Source organism: Allobaculum sp. JKK-2023 (assembly GCF_034745455.1).
In the GTDB taxonomy this organism is placed as follows: domain Bacteria; phylum Bacillota_I; class Bacilli_A; order Erysipelotrichales; family Erysipelotrichaceae; genus Allobaculum.
In genome coordinates this window covers 339418-357649 of the sequence record NZ_JAYERV010000003.1, presented here as the reverse complement: position 1 = coordinate 357649, position 18232 = coordinate 339418, and the positions used below count along the sequence as shown (strand labels likewise).

The 18232-nt window shown below is 47.1% G+C and carries 11 protein-coding genes; 8 read left to right on the top strand and 3 right to left on the bottom strand.

The window, feature by feature from the left end:
* The first annotated feature begins 206 nt into the window (after window positions 1-206).
* Window positions 207-3680, top strand: a complete 3474-nt coding sequence (locus tag U4956_RS01500) for a glycoside hydrolase family 2 TIM barrel-domain containing protein (RefSeq protein ID WP_323088484.1) — start codon at window positions 207-209, stop codon at window positions 3678-3680.
* A 281-nt stretch (window positions 3681-3961) separates the two neighbouring features.
* On the opposite strand, the gene U4956_RS01495 is transcribed toward U4956_RS01500, so the two are convergent.
* The gene (locus U4956_RS01495; protein WP_323088483.1) at window positions 3962-4972 is read right to left on the bottom strand and encodes an aldose epimerase family protein; all 1011 of its coding nucleotides are present in this window, start codon (window positions 4970-4972) and stop codon (window positions 3962-3964) included.
* 593 nt (window positions 4973-5565) lie between these two features.
* On the opposite strand from U4956_RS01495, the gene U4956_RS01490 reads away from it, so the two are divergent.
* The 4 genes from U4956_RS01490 to U4956_RS01475 all read left to right on the top strand — a co-directional run bounded on the left by U4956_RS01490 (window position 5566) and on the right by U4956_RS01475 (window position 10245).
* A complete protein-coding gene (locus U4956_RS01490) occupies window positions 5566-6450 on the top strand; it encodes a U32 family peptidase (protein WP_323088482.1) in 885 nt (294 codons plus the stop codon).
* A gap of 2 nt (window positions 6451-6452) precedes the next feature.
* Window positions 6453-7658, top strand: a complete 1206-nt coding sequence (locus tag U4956_RS01485; RefSeq protein ID WP_323088481.1) for a U32 family peptidase — start codon at window positions 6453-6455, stop codon at window positions 7656-7658.
* 137 nt (window positions 7659-7795) lie between these two features.
* Window positions 7796-9490, top strand: coding sequence for a proline--tRNA ligase (locus U4956_RS01480; RefSeq protein WP_323088480.1), 1695 nt, complete (start codon window positions 7796-7798; stop codon window positions 9488-9490).
* A gap of 413 nt (window positions 9491-9903) precedes the next feature.
* The gene (locus tag U4956_RS01475) at window positions 9904-10245 is read left to right on the top strand and encodes a hypothetical protein (RefSeq protein ID WP_323088479.1); all 342 of its coding nucleotides are present in this window, start codon (window positions 9904-9906) and stop codon (window positions 10243-10245) included.
* 353 nt (window positions 10246-10598) lie between these two features.
* On the opposite strand, the gene U4956_RS01470 is transcribed toward U4956_RS01475, so the two are convergent.
* Both U4956_RS01470 and U4956_RS01465 read right to left on the bottom strand, forming a co-directional pair.
* A complete protein-coding gene (locus U4956_RS01470) occupies window positions 10599-12587 on the bottom strand; it encodes a DUF885 family protein (protein WP_323088477.1) in 1989 nt (662 codons plus the stop codon).
* Between the two features lie 738 nt (window positions 12588-13325).
* Window positions 13326-13556, bottom strand: a complete 231-nt coding sequence (locus U4956_RS01465; RefSeq protein WP_323088475.1) for a hypothetical protein — start codon at window positions 13554-13556, stop codon at window positions 13326-13328.
* Window positions 13557-14284: 728 nt separating this feature from the next.
* On the opposite strand from U4956_RS01465, the gene U4956_RS01460 reads away from it, so the two are divergent.
* From U4956_RS01460 to U4956_RS01450, 3 genes are all read left to right on the top strand, one after another.
* Window positions 14285-16087, top strand: a complete 1803-nt coding sequence (locus U4956_RS01460) for a hypothetical protein (protein ID WP_323088473.1) — start codon at window positions 14285-14287, stop codon at window positions 16085-16087.
* A gap of 134 nt (window positions 16088-16221) precedes the next feature.
* Entirely contained in the window at window positions 16222-16965 is a 744-nt protein-coding gene (locus tag U4956_RS01455) for a Bax inhibitor-1/YccA family protein (protein WP_323088471.1), read from the top strand.
* A 273-nt stretch (window positions 16966-17238) separates the two neighbouring features.
* Window positions 17239-17856 carry a hypothetical protein gene (locus U4956_RS01450; RefSeq protein ID WP_323088469.1) on the top strand — a complete coding sequence of 206 codons (618 nt, stop codon included), beginning with the start codon at window positions 17239-17241 and terminating at the stop codon, window positions 17854-17856.
* Window positions 17857-18232: the final 376 nt, after the last annotated feature.

Below are 18232 nucleotides of genomic sequence, written 5' to 3'. Positions count from 1 at the left end.
CTGTGAGTGATCTTGCTTTCAAAGCGGATAAAATAGAAACAGCAGGCAAAAACCAGGAATACATTTCTTCAGGATTTATTTTCTGATTGCGGCTTTTGACCGTATCTTTTAACCGTATCTTTTGATCAGGTATCCCATTCGAAGTGACTGTTTTTGCCGCTTTTAAACCAAATGAATTCTTTGTCACAAGGGGGACATAATTGAATATGACTGTAACCAAAGCGGACCGCAGATGGCTGGAAAATCCCAGAACCGTTCAGGTCAATCGTCTTAAGCCCACAAGCTCCATGCACCGAAACCTTCCGGATGCGCAGGCAAGTCAGCTGCTGGATGGCACATGGATGGTGCGGGCGAGTGAAAACCCAGTCTGGAACAGTGATGGATTGCCAGGCTTTTTAAATGATGAATCGTTTGTACCTATACAGGTTCCTTCCCATCTTCAGCTCAATGGCTTCGGACAGATTCACTACACCAACATTGCCTATCCCTGGGATGGAAAAGAAGAAGTCGCGTATGGCAAAACGCCATCCGAAAATCTGCAGGCTGAATACGTTCTGGAATTTGATCTGAATCCCCGCCTGGAAAAAGAAGACATCAGACTGGTCTTTAAAGGGGTTGAAAGTGCGTTTTATGTCTGGCTCAACGGCCGGTTTGTCGGCTATTCGACGGATTCCTTTACACCGGCTTCTTTTGACGTCACAAACCTGATTGCCGAAAAGGATAATCAGCTGGTTGTCCTCGTGTACCAGTTCTCTTCTGGTTCCTGGCTGGAAGATCAGGACTTCTTCCGGTTTTCCGGTATTTTCCGCTCCGTCCAGCTGGAGGGCCGCAAGAAAATCCATCTGGAAGATCTGAAGGTCACCACAACGGTCGATCCCGAAAACCAGAAAGGCCGGATCCGTGTGCAGCTGCATGACCAGGGGGCTGACCATTTCGAACTGACGCTCAAAGACCCAGAGGGTGAAATCCTGCTGCGTCAGCAGACAGAACTGCGGGATGTATGTTTTGAATTGGACAAGGCCAGGTTCTGGTCTGCCGAACAACCAGATCTTTATACCCTGGAAGTCCGTCTGCTCGATCAAGAGGATGTTGTGCAGGAGGTGGTCAGCCAGAAAGTGGGCATCCGGCAGATTGAAATTGTCGATGGCATTGCGCGCCTGAATGGCAGGCGGCTGATGCTGCATGGCGTGAACCGCCATGAGTTTTCACCAGCCAAAGGCCGGGCGATTGGCCGTGAGGAGATCCTTGCCGATCTTCTGACCATGAAGCGAAACAACATCAATGCCGTACGGACTTCCCATTATCCAAACCAGGAAGAGTTCTACGATCTTTGCGATGAACTCGGTCTGTATGTCATGGACGAAGTAAACCTCGAAACGCACGGCACATGGCAATGGAATGGAATTGAAGATGGAAACGATGCACTGCCAGGCAACCGGATCGAATGGCGGGATGCTTTGTTAGATCGGGCCGAATCGATGTATGAGCGGGATAAAAACCATCCGTCTATTCTGTTCTGGTCTTTAGGCAATGAAAGCTGGTATGGCGATGATCTGCTTGAAGAAGCTGCCTGGCTGCGCCTGAAAGATCCAACCAGACCTTTGCATTACGAAAGCAGTTTCCGCCAGCCTGACTATGCGGGATGTTCGGATGTCTATTCCCGCATGTATGCCCAGGTGGATGAGCTGAAAGAAATTCTTGAAAACAATCCGGACAAGCCGGTCATCCTTTGTGAATATATGCATGCAATGGGCAACTCCCTTGGCGGGATGTATCGCTATATTCAGCTGGAACAGTATCCGCACTATCAGGGCGGATTTATCTGGGATTACATCGACCAGGCCATCGCTTATACCAACGAAGATGGCCAGCAGGTGCTTGGCTATGGCGGTGATTTTGACGACTATCCAAACAATGGCAACTTCAGCGGCGATGGTCTGGTGTTTGCCAACCGCAGACCCTCTGCCAAAATGCAGGAAGTCAAAGCCCTGTATGCGCCAATCCGTATTGTTCCGGATGAACAGGGCGTTCAGATTCTGAATAACAATCTGTTTGTCGACACAAAAGGCTATCGCTTCGTTTATGAACAGCGGATCGAAAACACACTGATTTTAAGCGGAGAACTTGAAGTTGACCTGCAGCCTGGTGAATATCGTCATTTTGATATCGACTGGGTCGATACCGACCAGGAAAGCGTCTGCACAGTCAGTGCGCTGCTGGCTTGTGAAACAGCCTATGGTCAGCCAGGAGATGAAGTCAGCTTCGGTCAGAAGACGGCGGGCAAAACGGAATACTATGCCTCGGTTCCGGATCTGATCCACCGCATTCAAGGCACAGAAAATATTGGGTATGAATTTGGAAAGTTCAAAGCCCTGTTCAATGCCCAGGGACTGGTCTCGCTTCGTTATGATGGCCAGGAGTGGCTCAAATCCATACCAAAACCCGTCTTTGCCCATGCCTATACCGATAATGAAATCGGCTATGGCTTTGATCAGACAAGCTCCTATTGGTATGCGGCTTCCTTGTTTGCGAAAGTGACGGACTTCAAAGAACACTTTGATGAAAAAGGCATGTTCGCCACGCTGACTTATCGCTACCAGCTGCCCTATCCATGCCCGAGTGGAACCGGCTGCACATTGACCTATTCCATTGCCGCTCCGGGAACCATTGGTGTCGATCTGTCGATGGATCCGTGCCGTCTGCTGCCGGATCTGCCCGTCTTCGGTCTTCAGTTTGAACTGCCAAGAAAGTGCGATCGGTTCATTTACTATGGCAATGGTCCGCAGGAAAACTACATCGACCGGCAGGAAGGCGCAAAACTGGGGGTCTTCAATTCCACGGCTTTACAGGACCTTCAGCCGTATCTGCGCCCCCAGGAGACTGGCAACCGCACCGAAATGCGCTGGTTAGAGCTGTTCAATCCGAAAGGACAGTGCATGCGTTTTTCCAAAGTCGGCAAGCCATTTGAAGCTTCTGTGCTGCCGTATTCGTTTGAGGCTTTGCACAAAGCAAACCACCAGGAAGAACTCGGACCGGTCGCTGGAACCTTTGTGCGCATTGCTTCACAGCATATGGGTGTCGGGGGAGTCGATTCCTGGGGAACACCAGTCGATCCGGCCGATTGCCTGCATGCCGGCAACAGCCGCCAGATTGCTTTCTTTCTTACCTTCCCGCCGATGCCATTTCCAAAAGGTGAAGATGTAGCCAATCCGGAGATGGAAACCGGCGATCGTTATGATCTTGAAGAAGAACGGGAAGAACTCGAACCGGTTGAACCAGTTGTCGAAAGGATTGAAGAAGTGATCAGTGAATTTGATCTGCCAGGCTCTGCATCTGGAGGGTTTGCGAAAAAGACTTCAACCGCCCAAACCCCAGCAAAGCTTGGGCCAGATTCCAGACCAGATTCAAAACCTGGAAAGCAGGAAGAACAAAGCCAGTTTGCTGAGCCTGAAAGTCAGTCCGCTCCTGCTGTCGAAGCCTCTTACAGTGTCCCTTTAAGACGATCTTTGCGCATGCCTGAAGCGCCAAAGACACAGACCAACAGCGAAATCCATCCGGCTTTTTCATCGGATGTGCATCCAGATCTGTCCAGGCAGCCTGAAAATGGAAAGCCAAAAGAAAAAAAGGATGAACAACCGCCAGAAAGCTTTGAATCCGACGACCATTTGGAAGATTTATGAAGGACACTTCAGGCGGTTATCGTCGTATCTGGCCTGCTGCTTTGCCTGTTTCGACTGCTGAAACGAAAGCGGTAAACATAAAATCATTATGTTCAACATCGCCCGCTCAAAAGCTCGCATGAGCCCAGATAAAAACCCGAACCACATCCATGGCTCGGGTTTTTATCTGGAAAGATCAGGTCTTTGCAGGATCAAGCGTTGGATCAAGCATTGGAACACGAAATCTTCCAAATAAGGGGCGAAAACAGTTGATATAGTTATAAATCTAAATCTAAATAGATTTAATTTTCATTTACAAATCGGTAAAGAATTTCCTGATGGAAGGGTTTGCCGGCGCGAAGAATGGCATCGGGGTGTTCCTGGTTGTGGATCGAATCCGGAACAAACTGCGGTTCGATGGCAATGCCATAGTTTGGACCATAGACAACACCATTGCGGCCGGTTTCTGCTTCCAGATAGTTGCCCGAGTAGACTTGAAGACCCGGGAAGGTGGTTTCGACTTCCACAGTGCGGCCGGAAACTGGATCGCTCAGGCGCAGAGCTGGTTTTGTCTTTTCCAGTACAAAGTGGTGGTCAATCCCATTGGCATACTGAATCTGCTCATCACTGAAATCAAATGCATCTTCAATGGAATGAGCAGTCCGGAAATCCAGCGGTGTACCGGCCACTTCCTGGAACTGGCCGGTTGCCAATACGTGATCATCGATCAGACCATGACGCTGGGAAGCAATCTGAAGCAGATGCTTTGCGGCATTGTCGGTCTGGTTGAGGTTGAAATAGGTATGGTGAGTGAGGGCGCACAGGGTATCCTGATCACTGATGGCATCATAGAGGATGTTGAGCTCATTGTTTTCCAGACGCAGCGTGCAGGTCAGATCCAGGCTGCCTGGATAGCCCTCTTCCATGTCTTCAGAGTGATAGGTAAAAATCAGATCGTTGCCTTCAATGCGGGATTCAAAGTTTTTGTAGGAAAAGCCTTCATGGCCGCCATGTAAGGAGTTTGGCCCATTGGTCAAAGCCAGATCGTAGTTTTTGCCATTGAGGGTAAATTTTCCTTTCGCAATGCGGTTGGCCGTGCGGCCGACAATGGCGCCAAAGTAGGTGCCGCTCTTTTTCTGGTAGTCATCAACGGTGGGATAGCCTAAGATGACATTTTCCTGGGCACCATCCACATCTTTCATGTCAATTTCCATCAGCGTCACCCCGTAGCTGGAAACAATCACTTTGAGCTGATCGTTTTCCATTTCATACGTGCAGACCCCGTCGGGACGTTTTTCTAATAATCGAATCATGATTGGAGTATCCTTTCTTCATTTTCTGAGTCAAAGGTCAATCCGCCCTGAAAGCGGTTTATCCTGTTTCCTATTGTAGCCTGTTTAAGGAAAATCGACATATCACTTTTTGGATTCACGATACTGATTTGACCATTTCACATTTTCGCCTGGACAGTTTAAAGAAAATCCCTGCAATTTCAAACGTCCGTTTCGGCAAAGGTGATTGTCTGCTTAGGACTCGATGACTCTTTCAGCTGTACAGGATATCCAGAGAAAGAAAAAAAGAAGAGGGGAAAGCAGCTTCATGGCTTGGCGTTTGCATGCCGGAATGAAAACGGTGAATGGATAGGTGCTGTTTTCAAAGCGAAACGGGAAGAAACGGGAAGAAAGCAAAAAACAGTCTGAAACGACTGATGAGGAAACGCCCGGAATTCAGGGCAAAAACAGAGTGGTAAAGAGATAGGACAGGTACGCCTGATCTAAAGAGAGGTTCGGGCGCAGTCAAATTCCGGCCAATTGGCTTCTTTCCAGTGCCCTCCAATTGTGGGCAGTCGCCGGAATTTGTATTCATCTGGAAGTTTTTTATAATGAGGTGATGGAGGAAAAGTCTCATGTTGATCTTAGCACTTGATACATTTGAAGATCTTGAGCCTGTACTTGAAAGCCAGCCTGATGCCGTGGTCATCGGGCTTGATCCACTTTCGGCAAGAAGCCGGGCGATTGCCACGCTGGATCAGCTGCCTGAGATGGTCAGGTTCTTTCATGACCACAATATTCAGACTCTGATCAATGCGCAAGCCATGGTCGAAGAGAAACTTTACCCTGAAATACAGACCACTTTCTTTGCGGCGCTGGATGCCGGCGCAGATGGTTTTTATATTGCGGATGACGGCTATATCACGATGGCCGATGAATACGAACAGAAAACCGGAACACCGGTAAGAAACAAACTGATCATTCAGCCGGAAACGCTGATCTGTTCGGGTGAAGATGCCAGTTTCTATCTGGATCTGGGACTTCAGGCCGCAAGCCTTGGCCATGAACTCTCGCTCAAAGAAATGGTAGATGCGGCGCATACGTCCATTCGGCCGGATGGAATTGAGGTTCTGATTGCCGGGCTTTATACCTGGATGGAAAGCCGCCGGCCGCTGGTCGAAAACTATTTGCGCTATATTGAACGATCGGATCGGTTTGAAGAAGGCCGGATCTATACCATTCAAGAACAGCTGCGCGAAGCCAGACTGCCGATCTGGCAGGATGAAAAGGGAACCCATGTTCTGGCGGACCAGCCCTTACAGGCTGGCGCCCATCTGCTTGCACTGCAAAACGCTGGCATTGGCCGTTTTCGGATTGATGCCTTTTTACAGGGCAACATGTGGGGTGCCAGGCTTTTGAAAAAATACAGGGCTTTGTTGGAGCATCCAAAACGGGCTGAATCCTTTGACATTCAGCCGACGATCTTTGCTGCCCCTTCGTGGATTCGAAAGGAGAAATGAAAATGGCCGCCATTGAATTGTTAGCCCCGGCCGGCAATCTTGAAAAAGCAAAAACCGCAATTCGCTATGGGGCGGATGCGGTTTATATTGGAGGCCAGCAGTTTTCTTTGCGCTCACGGGCTTCGAATTTTAATCTCGACCAGATCGCTGAACTCTGTCAGTTTGCCCATGAACATGGCTCAGCGGTTCATGTAACGGTCAATATCATTCCGCACCCGGATGATTTCAATGGCCTGGAAGCGTATCTCCAGGCGCTGGATGTGGCGGGAATTGATGCGATCATCAGTGCTTCACCGGCCATCATTTCCAGAGCTTTGAAAATGGAAAACCGTCATTTTGAAGTGCATGTTTCTACCCAGCGCTCCATTCTCAATGAAAAAGCCGTTCAGTTCTGGAAAAATCTTGGTGCAGACCGGGTGGTTCTGGGCCGCGAGACGCCAATGGAAGCCATTGAAGAAATCTGTGCCAGAAAGATCGTCCCGATTGAAGCGTTTATCCATGGCGGGATGTGCATTTCTTTTTCCGGGCGGTGTGTGTTGTCGAACCATATGACCAACCGGGATGCCAACCGCGGGGGCTGTGCGCAAAGCTGCCGGTGGAAATATACTCTTTATGATGGTGAAAAAGCCATCAGCGATCCGGATACGATGTTTTCAATGTCCAGCCGCGATCTGCAGGCGGCTGACCAGATTGAAAAGATGATTCATGCCGGCGTGGCCAGCCTGAAAATTGAGGGCCGCATGAAATCGGATTACTATCTGGCCGTCGTGGTTGGCGCCTATCGCCGGCTGATTGATGAAATCGAAAAGAATGGCACAGCGTCTGATGAATTCGTAGCAAAGATTGTCAGCGAACTGAACCGGGCAGAGAACAGACCCACGGGTCCTGGCTTTTATCACGGGCTGCCAGATGAAAACGTGCAGCTCTACCGCCGGCATGATGAAACCGTGACCCAGGAATATATCGGCCTGGTTCTTGAACCCGATAAGCCGGGGTATCTGAAAGTTCAGGTCAAAAACCATTTTGCGGCCAATACGCCAGCGGAACTGTTTGGTCCGGGCATTGCGCCGTATCCATATCTCATTACCGAAATCCTCGACCAAAATGGCAATGTGCTGGAGGTCTGCAACCATCCAATGGACATTGTTTACCTGAAATGGGAAGGCCCTTCCATTGCGGGCTCGATGATTCGTAAACAGCGGATTTAAGCCTGTTTTGGCCTCTTTCGACACAAAGATGAGGCAATTTCAACAAAAAACAATACACTGTTATCACATCAAGGCAGAAAGACAGGATACAACAGAAAGGAAATCTGCCGTTAAACATCCTGAAACTGAATAACTCTATGAAACTTTCAAACAGCTTTTTTTATACCCTGCGTGAAAACGCAAAAGATGAAGATTCCGTTTCCAGCAACCTGCTTGTCCGGGCTGGAATGATCAAGAAACTGTCCAATGGCATTTACATGATTATGCCAATGGGCAAACGCGTCCTGGCCAACATTGAACACGTTGTCCGCGACGAAATGGACAAACACGGAGCTCAGGAGCTGCTCATGCCGGCCCTGATTCCAGAGGACGTTTATGTGTCTTCCGGAAGACGTGAATCCTTTGGATCCAACATGTTTGCACTCAAAGACCGTTATGACAAGAAATACGTTCTTGGCCCAACCCATGAAGAACTGTTTGCGATGGCAGCTGCCATGGATGGCAAATCCTGGAAAGACTTTCCCTATAATCTCTACCAGATTCAGACCAAATACCGCGATGAAACCAGACCTCGTTACGGCCTGATCCGCGTGCGCGAATTCATCATGAAAGATGCCTACACCTTTGATAAAGATGAAGCCGGCCTGGATGTGGCGTACATGAATATGTACGATGCCTACAACAAGATCTTTGACCGTTTAGGCTTAAACTACAAAATCGTCAAAGCCGACACCGGCCTGATGGGCGGTCTGCTTTCTGAAGAATACCAGGCAATTTCTTCCATTGGCGAAGATATTGTCGTGGGCTGTGACCATTGCGATTTTTCCAGCAACGAAGAAATCACAGAAGTTGTTGACACCCTCGAAGATGACAACAGCCCTGAACTCGAAATGGAAAAAATCTATACACCAAATGCCGGAACCATCGAAGAAGTCAGCGCATTTCTGGGAAAAGAGCCTTCTGATTTTGTGAAGACTCTGATCTATAACGCCGATGGCAATCTCGTTGCCTTCGTTTTGCCAGGGGATCGTGAACTGAACGAAACCAAAGCCGGCAAACTGCTCAATGCCATTGAACTCAATCTGGCCACACCAGAAGAAGTCAAAGAAGCGACAGGTGCCCGCATTGGGTTTGCCGGTCCGGTTGGACTGAAGCTGCCGGTTTATATGGACCGTCAGGTGGCTCACAAAAAAAACTTTATCGTTGGCGCCAATGAAGATGACCACCATCTCAAAAATGTGAACCTGAAAGACTTCAAGCCAGAAGTGATTGCCGATCTGTCTATGGTCCGTGAAGGCGATCTGTGTCCAAAATGCGGCGGACATCTGACCTTTGAACATGGAATTGAAGTCGGCAACCTGTTTAAACTGGGCACCAAATACTCCAAAGCCATGAACCTGATGTACTCTGACCAGAACAACCAGCTCCAGCCTGTCTGGATGGGCAGCTATGGCATCGGTCTGGAACGCTGCATGGCCGCCGTTGCGGATCAGCATCATGACGAGTCGGGTCTGATCTGGCCGGATAATCTGGCTCCATTCCGTGCTGCACTTGTCATCGTGTCGATGAAAGATGCCAAGCAGGTAGAAGAAGCGCAGAAACTTTATGAGTATGCAGCCTCCAAAGGCTATGAAGTTCTTCTCGATGACCGCACCGAACGGGCAGGCGTCAAGTTCAAAGATATGGAACTGATTGGGATTCCACACCGCATCACTTTGGGTAAAGGTGTAGCCAGCGGCATGGCTGAATACGTGCGTCGTGAAGATGGCGTGAAAACTGAAATTGCTCTGGAAGATCTGCCAGCCCTGCTTGACGAGATTTACGCCAAATAGACTGCTTTCCCAAAAAGTTAATTGCTTGAAATTCCGCTTACAGAAAGAATTTACTTTTTTTGAAAAAAGCTGCCATTTTGATCGCTTTTTTTGCGGAATGAGACAAAATCACCGAAAAAGCGGCATGCGTTGCGCAACTTTTTCACAAATAATATGTTATTTTAAGTGCCTGATACTCGGGCACTTTTTTTGTGTGAGAATTCGTGTAAATTGGATTACAGGTTTTTTGTCCGGGTAAAAATTTGACCTGGATTGGGAGTAAAGGCGTCTTCTTGCGATGTTTATCAAATCGCGTCAAAAAATGCGAAAAATAGGATGATCATATCGAAAAATGTAGATTTGTGTACTCTTATAATGCCTTTTTGTAGACGAACCGATCCTTTTCGTGGAAACTGTTAGTCAGGAGGGTAACCATGAATAAAAAAGACGAGCTGGTTGCCAATATTCAGCTTTTAAAAGATTTAAACATGAAGCCAAACATTTCTGAACTTGCCAGAGCTTACGATCTCGACCGCAGAACGGTGAAAAAGTATTTTGAAGCTGGCGAAGTACCAGCAAGAAAAAAGAAAAAAGAGTTCAGCAAATGGGACCAGTATGAAGAGTCCATTGAAAAAATGCTGCAGGTGCCTGGTGTCTCTATCCGTGCCATTCATCGTCATTTTCTTCAGACCATGGGAGAAGATAAAGTCCCAGGAACATACGAAAGTCTTAAAGCCTTTGTAAAAAAGAAAGGATTCAAAAAGACATCAGACTGATTCGAAGCTGATGTTCAAATCCGTCATGTTTGTCCGCCGCAAAACGCGGGCTTTTTTTGTGTCTTCTTTTCGCTTTCCTTTCACTTTCCTGGCTGTTTTCATCCATCCTTTCTGTTGGTCTGGATTCTGGCGTAGAAGAGAACTGTCAGCTTTGTTTGGCTAAAGTCAGGCGTGCAGGCAAGGAACAGCCAGATCTCCAGATCTGAACACCAGATATAAAAAAGGCATGAGCGAATCGCAAGATTCACTCATGCCAGATTTTGGATTTGGCCTGAACTGGATTTGAATTTCAGCAGACAGCCGGCTGGGGATTGATTGTGCCTGCCGGTCTTTTTTTGGTCTGTTTTTTCGGACTAGTTTTCGTCAAAGTATTCTTCTTCAAAGTCGCCGCCCTGGTTTGTCGGGCCGCTTTCTTCGGGGGCATCGGTGTTTTCAGAATCATTGGAAGAGGAAGCAGAGGTTTTGTTTTCAGAGTTGTCGCCGGCTTGATTGTTTGCCTGATCAGAAGCGGCCTTATCCGTTTTCTGGCTGTCTTTGCTTCCATACGCGCTTGAGCGGGCGTTATTGATGTAGGATTGTATGTTTTCTTCAACCAGTCCAAAATTGACGTCACCGACCTGTAAAAGCGCATTATTGAAGGAGACTGGATCATAGAGATCGCCAAGAGATTCTTTTGCGATGTCTTGCAGCTGCAAAATTTTCAGACATCCATAGTAGTAGCCAAAGAAGACACCTGGATTTTCTGCCAGCTGGTTATAGATGGCTTCACTGCCTTTTCCCCAGACATTTTCAAATTCATCCAGAGAATAATCATCATAGTTGATCTGGATATCCATCAACAGCACGGAGTAGTTGGAGTATTGATCTGTCAGCTCCCACACGCGGGCTGTATCTTCATCAATCCCCGTCCATGGGATGGTCTGGTAGGCTGCATAGGTCGCGTAGCCTTCCTGCATGCCAAATGAGCTTAAGAAGTACTGGATTGGATGCTTGAAGTGGTCACGATTGTATTGCGCCTGGTACATATGACCCGGAATGCCTTCATGGGCAAATGTATCATAGAGGGTTAGACTGGATGGATCGCTTCCGTAGTCACGGGCGTTGTAGCGGATTTCGTACGGGCGTCTGGAGTCGATGGGCGGAACGACAAAGTAGGCCATGACTCCGTTTTTGGACTGTTCAGGGGAGAGTTCCTTGATTTCATAGTCCATGGTTTTGACGATCGGGAATTCAGCCGGATAGCGTTCTTCCAGAAACGGCATGATTTCGCTGACACTGGTGAACTTGGTTTCCGGCTCTTCAACCAGAGCGGCTTCGGTGTTGGTGCGCAGAATCGAACGGTATTCTGTCACGGCATCATCCATGGCGGTCCGGATTTCTTCTTTCATGACTTCAATATCATCATTGGATCCGGCATAAGACTGTAAGACATACTCATAGGCTTCCCGGCCATTTTTATAGGAGGCCATGCCCTTGATGGTTCCGTTTTTGTCTTTCAGGCCATTGAGACCATCGATAATCGCCTGGAAGGAGGGAAAGAACGATGCCTGGAGCGCCTCCCGGATCTGCTGCTTATAGGCTTCAGCCTTTTCGCTATCCAGTCCCAGCGCATCGACTTCAGCCATCAGCTCACTGGTCACGGGAGAGTCGTCTTTGGAATTGACGATGGACTGGCAGGAGGCCACAACGGTATCCAGATCAATCGCAAACGTTTTGGCTTCGGCCTGTTTGCGGGAATAGTCCAGGGCTTCCTGCACGTAGCGGGGAACGTCGTTGATCAAAGCGACTAAGGGTTCCACATCATTTTCGGTATACAGCTGGAATTCTGAGAAGGTATCCATTAACGAAGACTGGACACCCGAGATTTCTGACCAGATTGAACCGAGATATTCAAACTTTTCGTCGGACAGGTTGACAGTCAGATTCAGCTCCCAGATCAGCTGTTCCCGGATTTGCTTGTTGGTGGCATTCAGGTTGGTGTCTTCAAAGTTTTCCAGAATCGACAGGGCTTTCTTTTCAAAGGCGAGATCTTCGGGGTCTGGAATAAAAGTTCCCAGCGTGATCTTGCATTTGTCCAGATCGATGCCGTAGTTTTCCGGATGTTCAAAATAGCGGTGGGTGAGCAGATAGCTGGTTTCGCACAGTTTCACGACATACTGATCGAGGAAGTTTTCAAATTCAGTATTGGAGACTGCTTTGGCCTCATAAGAGATTGACTCGCTTGTCAAAGAACCGGATTGACTGCTTGACTGGGTGTTGGGCTGGGTGCATCCAGCAGCAAGCAGAGCGCTTAAAAAGACCAGCAGAAGCCGGTTCTTGTATTTTTTGGCTTGGCTTTTCATAGAACTCCTTTATCTAGAGAAGACTGGCCCGATTTTGTGATGGCATTCAAGAGGATCAGCCAGAACTATCGGGTTTCAGAAATGAAAGGCAGAAAACCGCCCTGTTCTTTGAAAGATAAAATCTGTTTCTCAAAGATACGGAAAGAAATCTGCAGGTTGCTCTTATCAAAGATTAACTGTTTAATATCATATCAAATCCGGATTTCAACAATCGTTGACGGATAGAAGGTTTCGAAAAAATTTCAAAGAACTTTAGAATTGTGGACGGTCAGTTCAAATCCGCAAAATTGTAACCGGACCTTTTCATTTTCCAGGCAGATCAATCTCTTTTAATGCCTGCTGTTTAATGCCTGCTGTTTAATGCCTGCTGCCTGAGCGTGTTTTCAGCAAAACAGGCAAATTAAGAGAGCCAGAGACCAAAAGTGGTACAGATTTAAAAAAGATACAAGCGAAAAGCGCCCAGCCGAAAGGTGGCAATTTTCCCAAAAAAGGACCCGGAACGCCTGAAAGCAAGCGCTGCGGGTCCTTGATAGTTTCTTCTTGCAAAACAGAAGAATGAGAATGAGTAAAAAATCATGTTTCCGGCCTATGCCTTCACCGGATCAAAAAAGCCAGGGCAGGCAGACAATGATCAAAGCTGGAAACGATGCGGACAGTTTCTGAGGCATCCGCTTGTCGTTTCATCAGAACTGCATAAAACGTGCATCTTAAAGAAAAGTGGAGCTTGCAGGGTTGGAATCAGGAAAACAGGGAAGTAAACCAGATAAAGATCTGGCAGGCCAGTCCGCCTGCAAGGAAGATTAAGGCGCCTTCTCTGAAAGATAAAGTGTCTGTCTCGACTTTGTGCTGAAAATCATCACAGTAGTCGAAGAATTTTTCTTCCAGAATCTCTTCACGCTCTGACAGCCACTCTTTGGCTGAGATGATGTTGTTGTGGCCGCTTTGCGAAATAGTTGTTGTTTTTGTCATTTCAATTACTCCTTTCGCCCTATGATGATTATTCGAGGCTTTTGGTACAAAAACTGTACCATCGATTCACGACGCGCGCAACATAAACGCAAAATCTTTTTGAAAAACCAGATAGATGTGCATATTTGAATCCTGTCCTGAAAATGTGGAGACTGAATCGATCTTGTCTGCGCAAGGCTCAAAATCCGCTCCCAAAAAAAGCTGGAGGATCCCCAGGAAAAATTGAAAGAATGCGTCTGAATTTGGGAGGGGAACTTGGGAATGTGTAAAAATATGGATACATCAATTCTAGTTCATAAAGAAAAAATAAAGAGTGCAATGACTCAAACTGCCCTTAAAATGGCAAAACTGGCCAGCAAGGACTTTTAATTCCCTTCAAAGAGGCTGCATCAGAAAAATGCGGGCGCTTACACAAAAAGAGAAGCGACTATTCTTTAAAATGCGACGGTGAAAAGGCAGAATGAGAGCGGATAAATGGTCATGAGATGCATACATTTGTTCATGATTCATGTTCGTTAAATTTACAACCTTGGAAAAGTAATATATGATTCACCTGTTCTTAACCGTTCTGCTGTTTCAGGGATAAGCACTCCAAATAGAAAGTGATCAGAGAGTTATCTTTGACAGATGCTCACTTTGGCGCGAAAGTCTGGAGTGACAAGATCTTCTGATCTAGAAGAGATTGAATAGGAACAGACATATGCAGATTCATTGAGGAAAGGATATCTATGTTAAAGAAAATCAGTATTGCCAACGGTCAGGTCGTTCTGAACTACAACCGTGCCTATCCGAAAAACCGTGAAGTCCTCTTAAAGAGCCGGACCTTTGAAAAGTTCATCACATATTTTGTCCGGATCCAGAAAGAAACCTACCCGAAAATTTATAACTATCTGACTCAGGATGGAAAGCTGGAACCACAGGATGCAGCTCATGAGCTGGTCTCTTACATGAGACAGCTTATTGTCTTTGATTATGACGAACTGGCAGATAACCCGCTTGCGCGTGACCGCCAGACTTTACTGACTGTCATTGAAGAAATCTATCATGGCTGGCGCTCGCTGAAACGTTTTGGTTTCATGAATTCTTCCAGTGATCCTGATTTTGGTATTAACACTCTGGTTCGCCGTGACTCGGACCTCAACGATCTGATCTTACGGACTTATCGTCTGTATGAAGAAAAGATCATGGGTCGTCCAAACCTGGTTTATCGTCAGGTTCAGGCTGGAACCAATGCCTGCTTCTCCGTTCACCAGGTAAAAAACTTCTATTCTGAAGATTATCTGCAGCTGCGGTACGTTCCGATGATCGATACGGTCATGCTTCGGACTCCAATGATTCTTCACCCGGGTTCTTCCAAACGTACGGGTATGTTTACCGAAACGAAGGACAACCCGATGGACAATCTGTATATCAATCCAGATTCCTGGTTCTGCCTGCCTTTAAAAGTTGGCAAGCTGTTATGCCTGGTTTATTTCAACGTAAAATACATTTCCCTGGCGCTTTCCATGGTCAACCTGTTTGAGCTGGCCACGGTTGAAGAATCCGAAATGAAACCAGATCTGATCATGATCTACGGCAATGAAGACGGCCTTAACGAAACCAAGTACTACCACGATAAAGAAAACAATATCTGGGTCGGCCGCATTTCTGATCATCCAAGAATGGAATACTTTGGTTATCTCAAGAAAATGGCCTTAACGTTACACAACCTGGCGATGATGGAAAACGGCTGGCTGCCAATTCATGGAGCAATGGTCAACATCGTTCTCAACGATGGACGTTCCAAAGGTCTGATCTTAATGGGCGACTCTGGCGCCGGTAAATCTGAATCGATTGAAGCGTTGAAGATGGTGGGTAAAGATCTGATCCGTGACGTTCAGGTTGTCTTTGATGATATGGGAACGATCCATGTTGAAGACGGCGTTCCTTATGGTCAGGGCACTGAAACTGGTGCATTCATCCGTCTGGATGACCTGGATCCAGGAACTCCATACAAAGATATGGACCGTTCGGTCTTCTTTGCTCCTGAAAATCCAAATGCGCGCATGGTTGTTCCAGCTTCCAGCTACCAGTTCATTACGGAAAATCATCCAATTGACCTGTTTTGCTACGCCAACAACTACACGGACGCGAAAGGCATGAAGAAACTGCCAATTGAAGAGTTCAAGGAAACCTGCAAAGCCGGTACGCGGATGGCTTTAGGCACGACGCAGGAAAAAGGTCTGTCGAAGACTTACTTTGCCAACCCATTTGGTCCGATGCAGGAACAGGATCTGTGCGATCCACTGATCGATAAGGTCATGGCCAACCTGGAAGAAAACGGCATCTACTTAGGAGAAGTGTATACACACCTTGGCTTTGATAAGAGCAACCGGGCCGGCATTGAAGATGCTGCCCGTGAACTGTTAAGCTTCTTAATCAATGAAAGTGAAGACGGTGCACCAGTTGTTGCCGATGAAGCCAAAGCCATTCTGCGCGAAAATGCCCAGAAAGAGGCTGAAGAGCTGATTTCTGATCAGGAAAACAACTAATCGCATGGCGGTCTGAAAAGATCTCTTGGGAAATTTTCATTTCCAGCTACAATAGAACTAGAAACTCTACAGGATCGAAAGCTTGCTTTCGGTCCTGTCTTTGATTGGAGAATCATTCCAGAAAGGAAAATTTTATGAGTCAATATTCCATGGATCATCTTCCACCAATTCCGCCTGAACAGACTCCTGTCCAGCAGACCTTTGAGGCCAGTCAGTCGTATCTGACCTTGGCTTTTTTGCAGATGGGCCTGGGCCTTGTCATTACGGCGGGCATTGCTTTTGCTTTCCTGATTTTAGGAGGCACATCTTACCTCATGGCTCATCCGATGATCAGCCTGGTGCTGCTGATTGCCCAGCTGGGCATTGCGGCAGCCTTTGGCATCCAGATGCAAAAAGCCAGTGCGGCAACACTTCGGACAATGTTCTTTGCCTATGCCGTGTTAACAGGCATTACATTCAGCTCCTTAGGCGTAGTTTACACGGGATCTACTTTGTTCTACGCGTTTCTGATCAGTGCTGTGTTCTACTTCTGCCTGGCCTTTGTCGGCCTGACCACGAAACGAAATCTCAATAGTCTGGGTCTGATCTGCCTGGTCGGTCTGGTTGTGCTGCTGGTGGCTTCGCTTGTCTTAGCCTTATTTGGCGCATCGATGAGCATCCTTCTTTATTCGTCCATCGGCCTGATTCTGTTTACCGGCATTACATGCTGGGATGTGCAGCGCATGAAAACCATCATGGCGCAAGTCGAAAGCGATGAACCATCCAGACAGAAATGGACCGTGTATTTTGCACTGGAACTCTACCTGGATTTCATCAATATTTTCCTGTATGTCTTACGCCTGTTTGCGGCCGGATCCGGTTCGAGCAGCCGGCGCTAGCCCACAACAAACCAAGTCAGTTTGAAATTGATCTGTTGGTTCTTCTTTTATAATGAAGACGATTCGACAGATCTTTTTTCATGTTGAAGGCTTAAGAAAACCATCCTGTAAATATGAGGATATCATCTTTAAATCTTGCGTTTGCCCTTTGCGTCTGCTTCTGGATCTGCAAGAGAATTTTGAACACTTGAAAACTGAAGCAAAGCATTCTGGCCTACGGTCCAGATTTTGTTTTGAAATCTGTCGTAAAACCTGTAGAAAGGGGATTTTTCTATGTATCCAACTCCATCTTTTCGTCATTCAATAAGCAAGGCAGCAAAGCTGGCTCTTTCTTCGCTTCTGGTTTTTTCACCTATGGTGGGACTGGCCGGCTGTACCCAAAATGTGAGCAGTGAAGTATCCAGCGATGAAAAGGCATTTGATTTCAGTGATTCACAGGCCTTGTTAATGGCGATCTGGGAAAAAGAAAATGATGAAGATAAACCTATGATTATTGGCGGCGTCGGTGAAAACGTCAGTGAAAGTGAACCTCTGGCTCTGGATTTGAGTGCTGAAGATCAGCTGCGCGCAGCGCTGGTGGTTCCGGAATCCTTAATTAAAGACAGTGTGGATGGCGCTTCCGTGATGAATGGCATGATGGCCAACTCGTTTACTGCCTCTGCCTGGCAGCTCAAAGACGGTGTAGACACCAGCGCTTTACTTGAAAAGATCGAACAGGGGCTGCTGGATAACCATTGGATGTGCACGTTCCCAGATGAATATGATCTGTTCTTACAGGACAACTTCCTGGTTGTCAGCTTCGGCCAGACTGGCCAGATTGAACCATTCGTCAAAGCGGTTAAAGAAGTCATGACCAATGCCGTAATGGTTTCGGGAAAATTTGAAGAATAAGACAGTCTGATAAAAAGTTAAAAGAGTTCAGTCAAGAAACTGGTCTTTCAAAGACACCTCTGGATTACGATCCTGGGTGTCTTTTTTGCGTGCCGCTTTCTATGGTCAGGCTGAAGAGTTTTCTGTGATCATGCCGGAGCGATTTCTGTGATCTTGTTGTCATGCTTTCGGCCGGTACGCTTATGGTGGTTTGAATGGTCATTTTCTGGGGATGTTGATCTGAATGGGATTTTCTGTTTTTCGTATGGATCGGGTCTGGAAAAACTTTTGGGCAAGGCGGAACGGACTTTTTGTTTTTCAGGTAAGTTCAAGGTATGGAATTCAGTTCAATCGCCTTTCTGATCTGGTTTTTACCTCTTTGTTCGCTGTGCTATTT

What these genes read in the sequence shown, in the direction of transcription:
- U4956_RS01500 (WP_323088484.1), top strand. Translation starts at nt 207, where the DNA reads ATGACTGTAACCAAAGCGGACCGCAGATGGCTGGAAAATCCCAGAACC.
- U4956_RS01495 (WP_323088483.1), bottom strand. Translation starts at nt 4,972, where the DNA reads ATGATTCGATTATTAGAAAAACGTCCCGACGGGGTCTGCACGTATGAA.
- U4956_RS01490 (WP_323088482.1), top strand. Translation starts at nt 5,566, where the DNA reads ATGTTGATCTTAGCACTTGATACATTTGAAGATCTTGAGCCTGTACTT.
- U4956_RS01485 (WP_323088481.1), top strand. Translation starts at nt 6,453, where the DNA reads ATGGCCGCCATTGAATTGTTAGCCCCGGCCGGCAATCTTGAAAAAGCA.
- U4956_RS01480 (WP_323088480.1), top strand. Translation starts at nt 7,796, where the DNA reads ATGAAACTTTCAAACAGCTTTTTTTATACCCTGCGTGAAAACGCAAAA.
- U4956_RS01475 (WP_323088479.1), top strand. Translation starts at nt 9,904, where the DNA reads ATGAATAAAAAAGACGAGCTGGTTGCCAATATTCAGCTTTTAAAAGAT.
- U4956_RS01470 (WP_323088477.1), bottom strand. Translation starts at nt 12,587, where the DNA reads ATGAAAAGCCAAGCCAAAAAATACAAGAACCGGCTTCTGCTGGTCTTT.
- U4956_RS01465 (WP_323088475.1), bottom strand. Translation starts at nt 13,556, where the DNA reads ATGACAAAAACAACAACTATTTCGCAAAGCGGCCACAACAACATCATC.
- U4956_RS01460 (WP_323088473.1), top strand. Translation starts at nt 14,285, where the DNA reads ATGTTAAAGAAAATCAGTATTGCCAACGGTCAGGTCGTTCTGAACTAC.
- U4956_RS01455 (WP_323088471.1), top strand. Translation starts at nt 16,222, where the DNA reads ATGAGTCAATATTCCATGGATCATCTTCCACCAATTCCGCCTGAACAG.
- U4956_RS01450 (WP_323088469.1), top strand. Translation starts at nt 17,239, where the DNA reads ATGTATCCAACTCCATCTTTTCGTCATTCAATAAGCAAGGCAGCAAAG.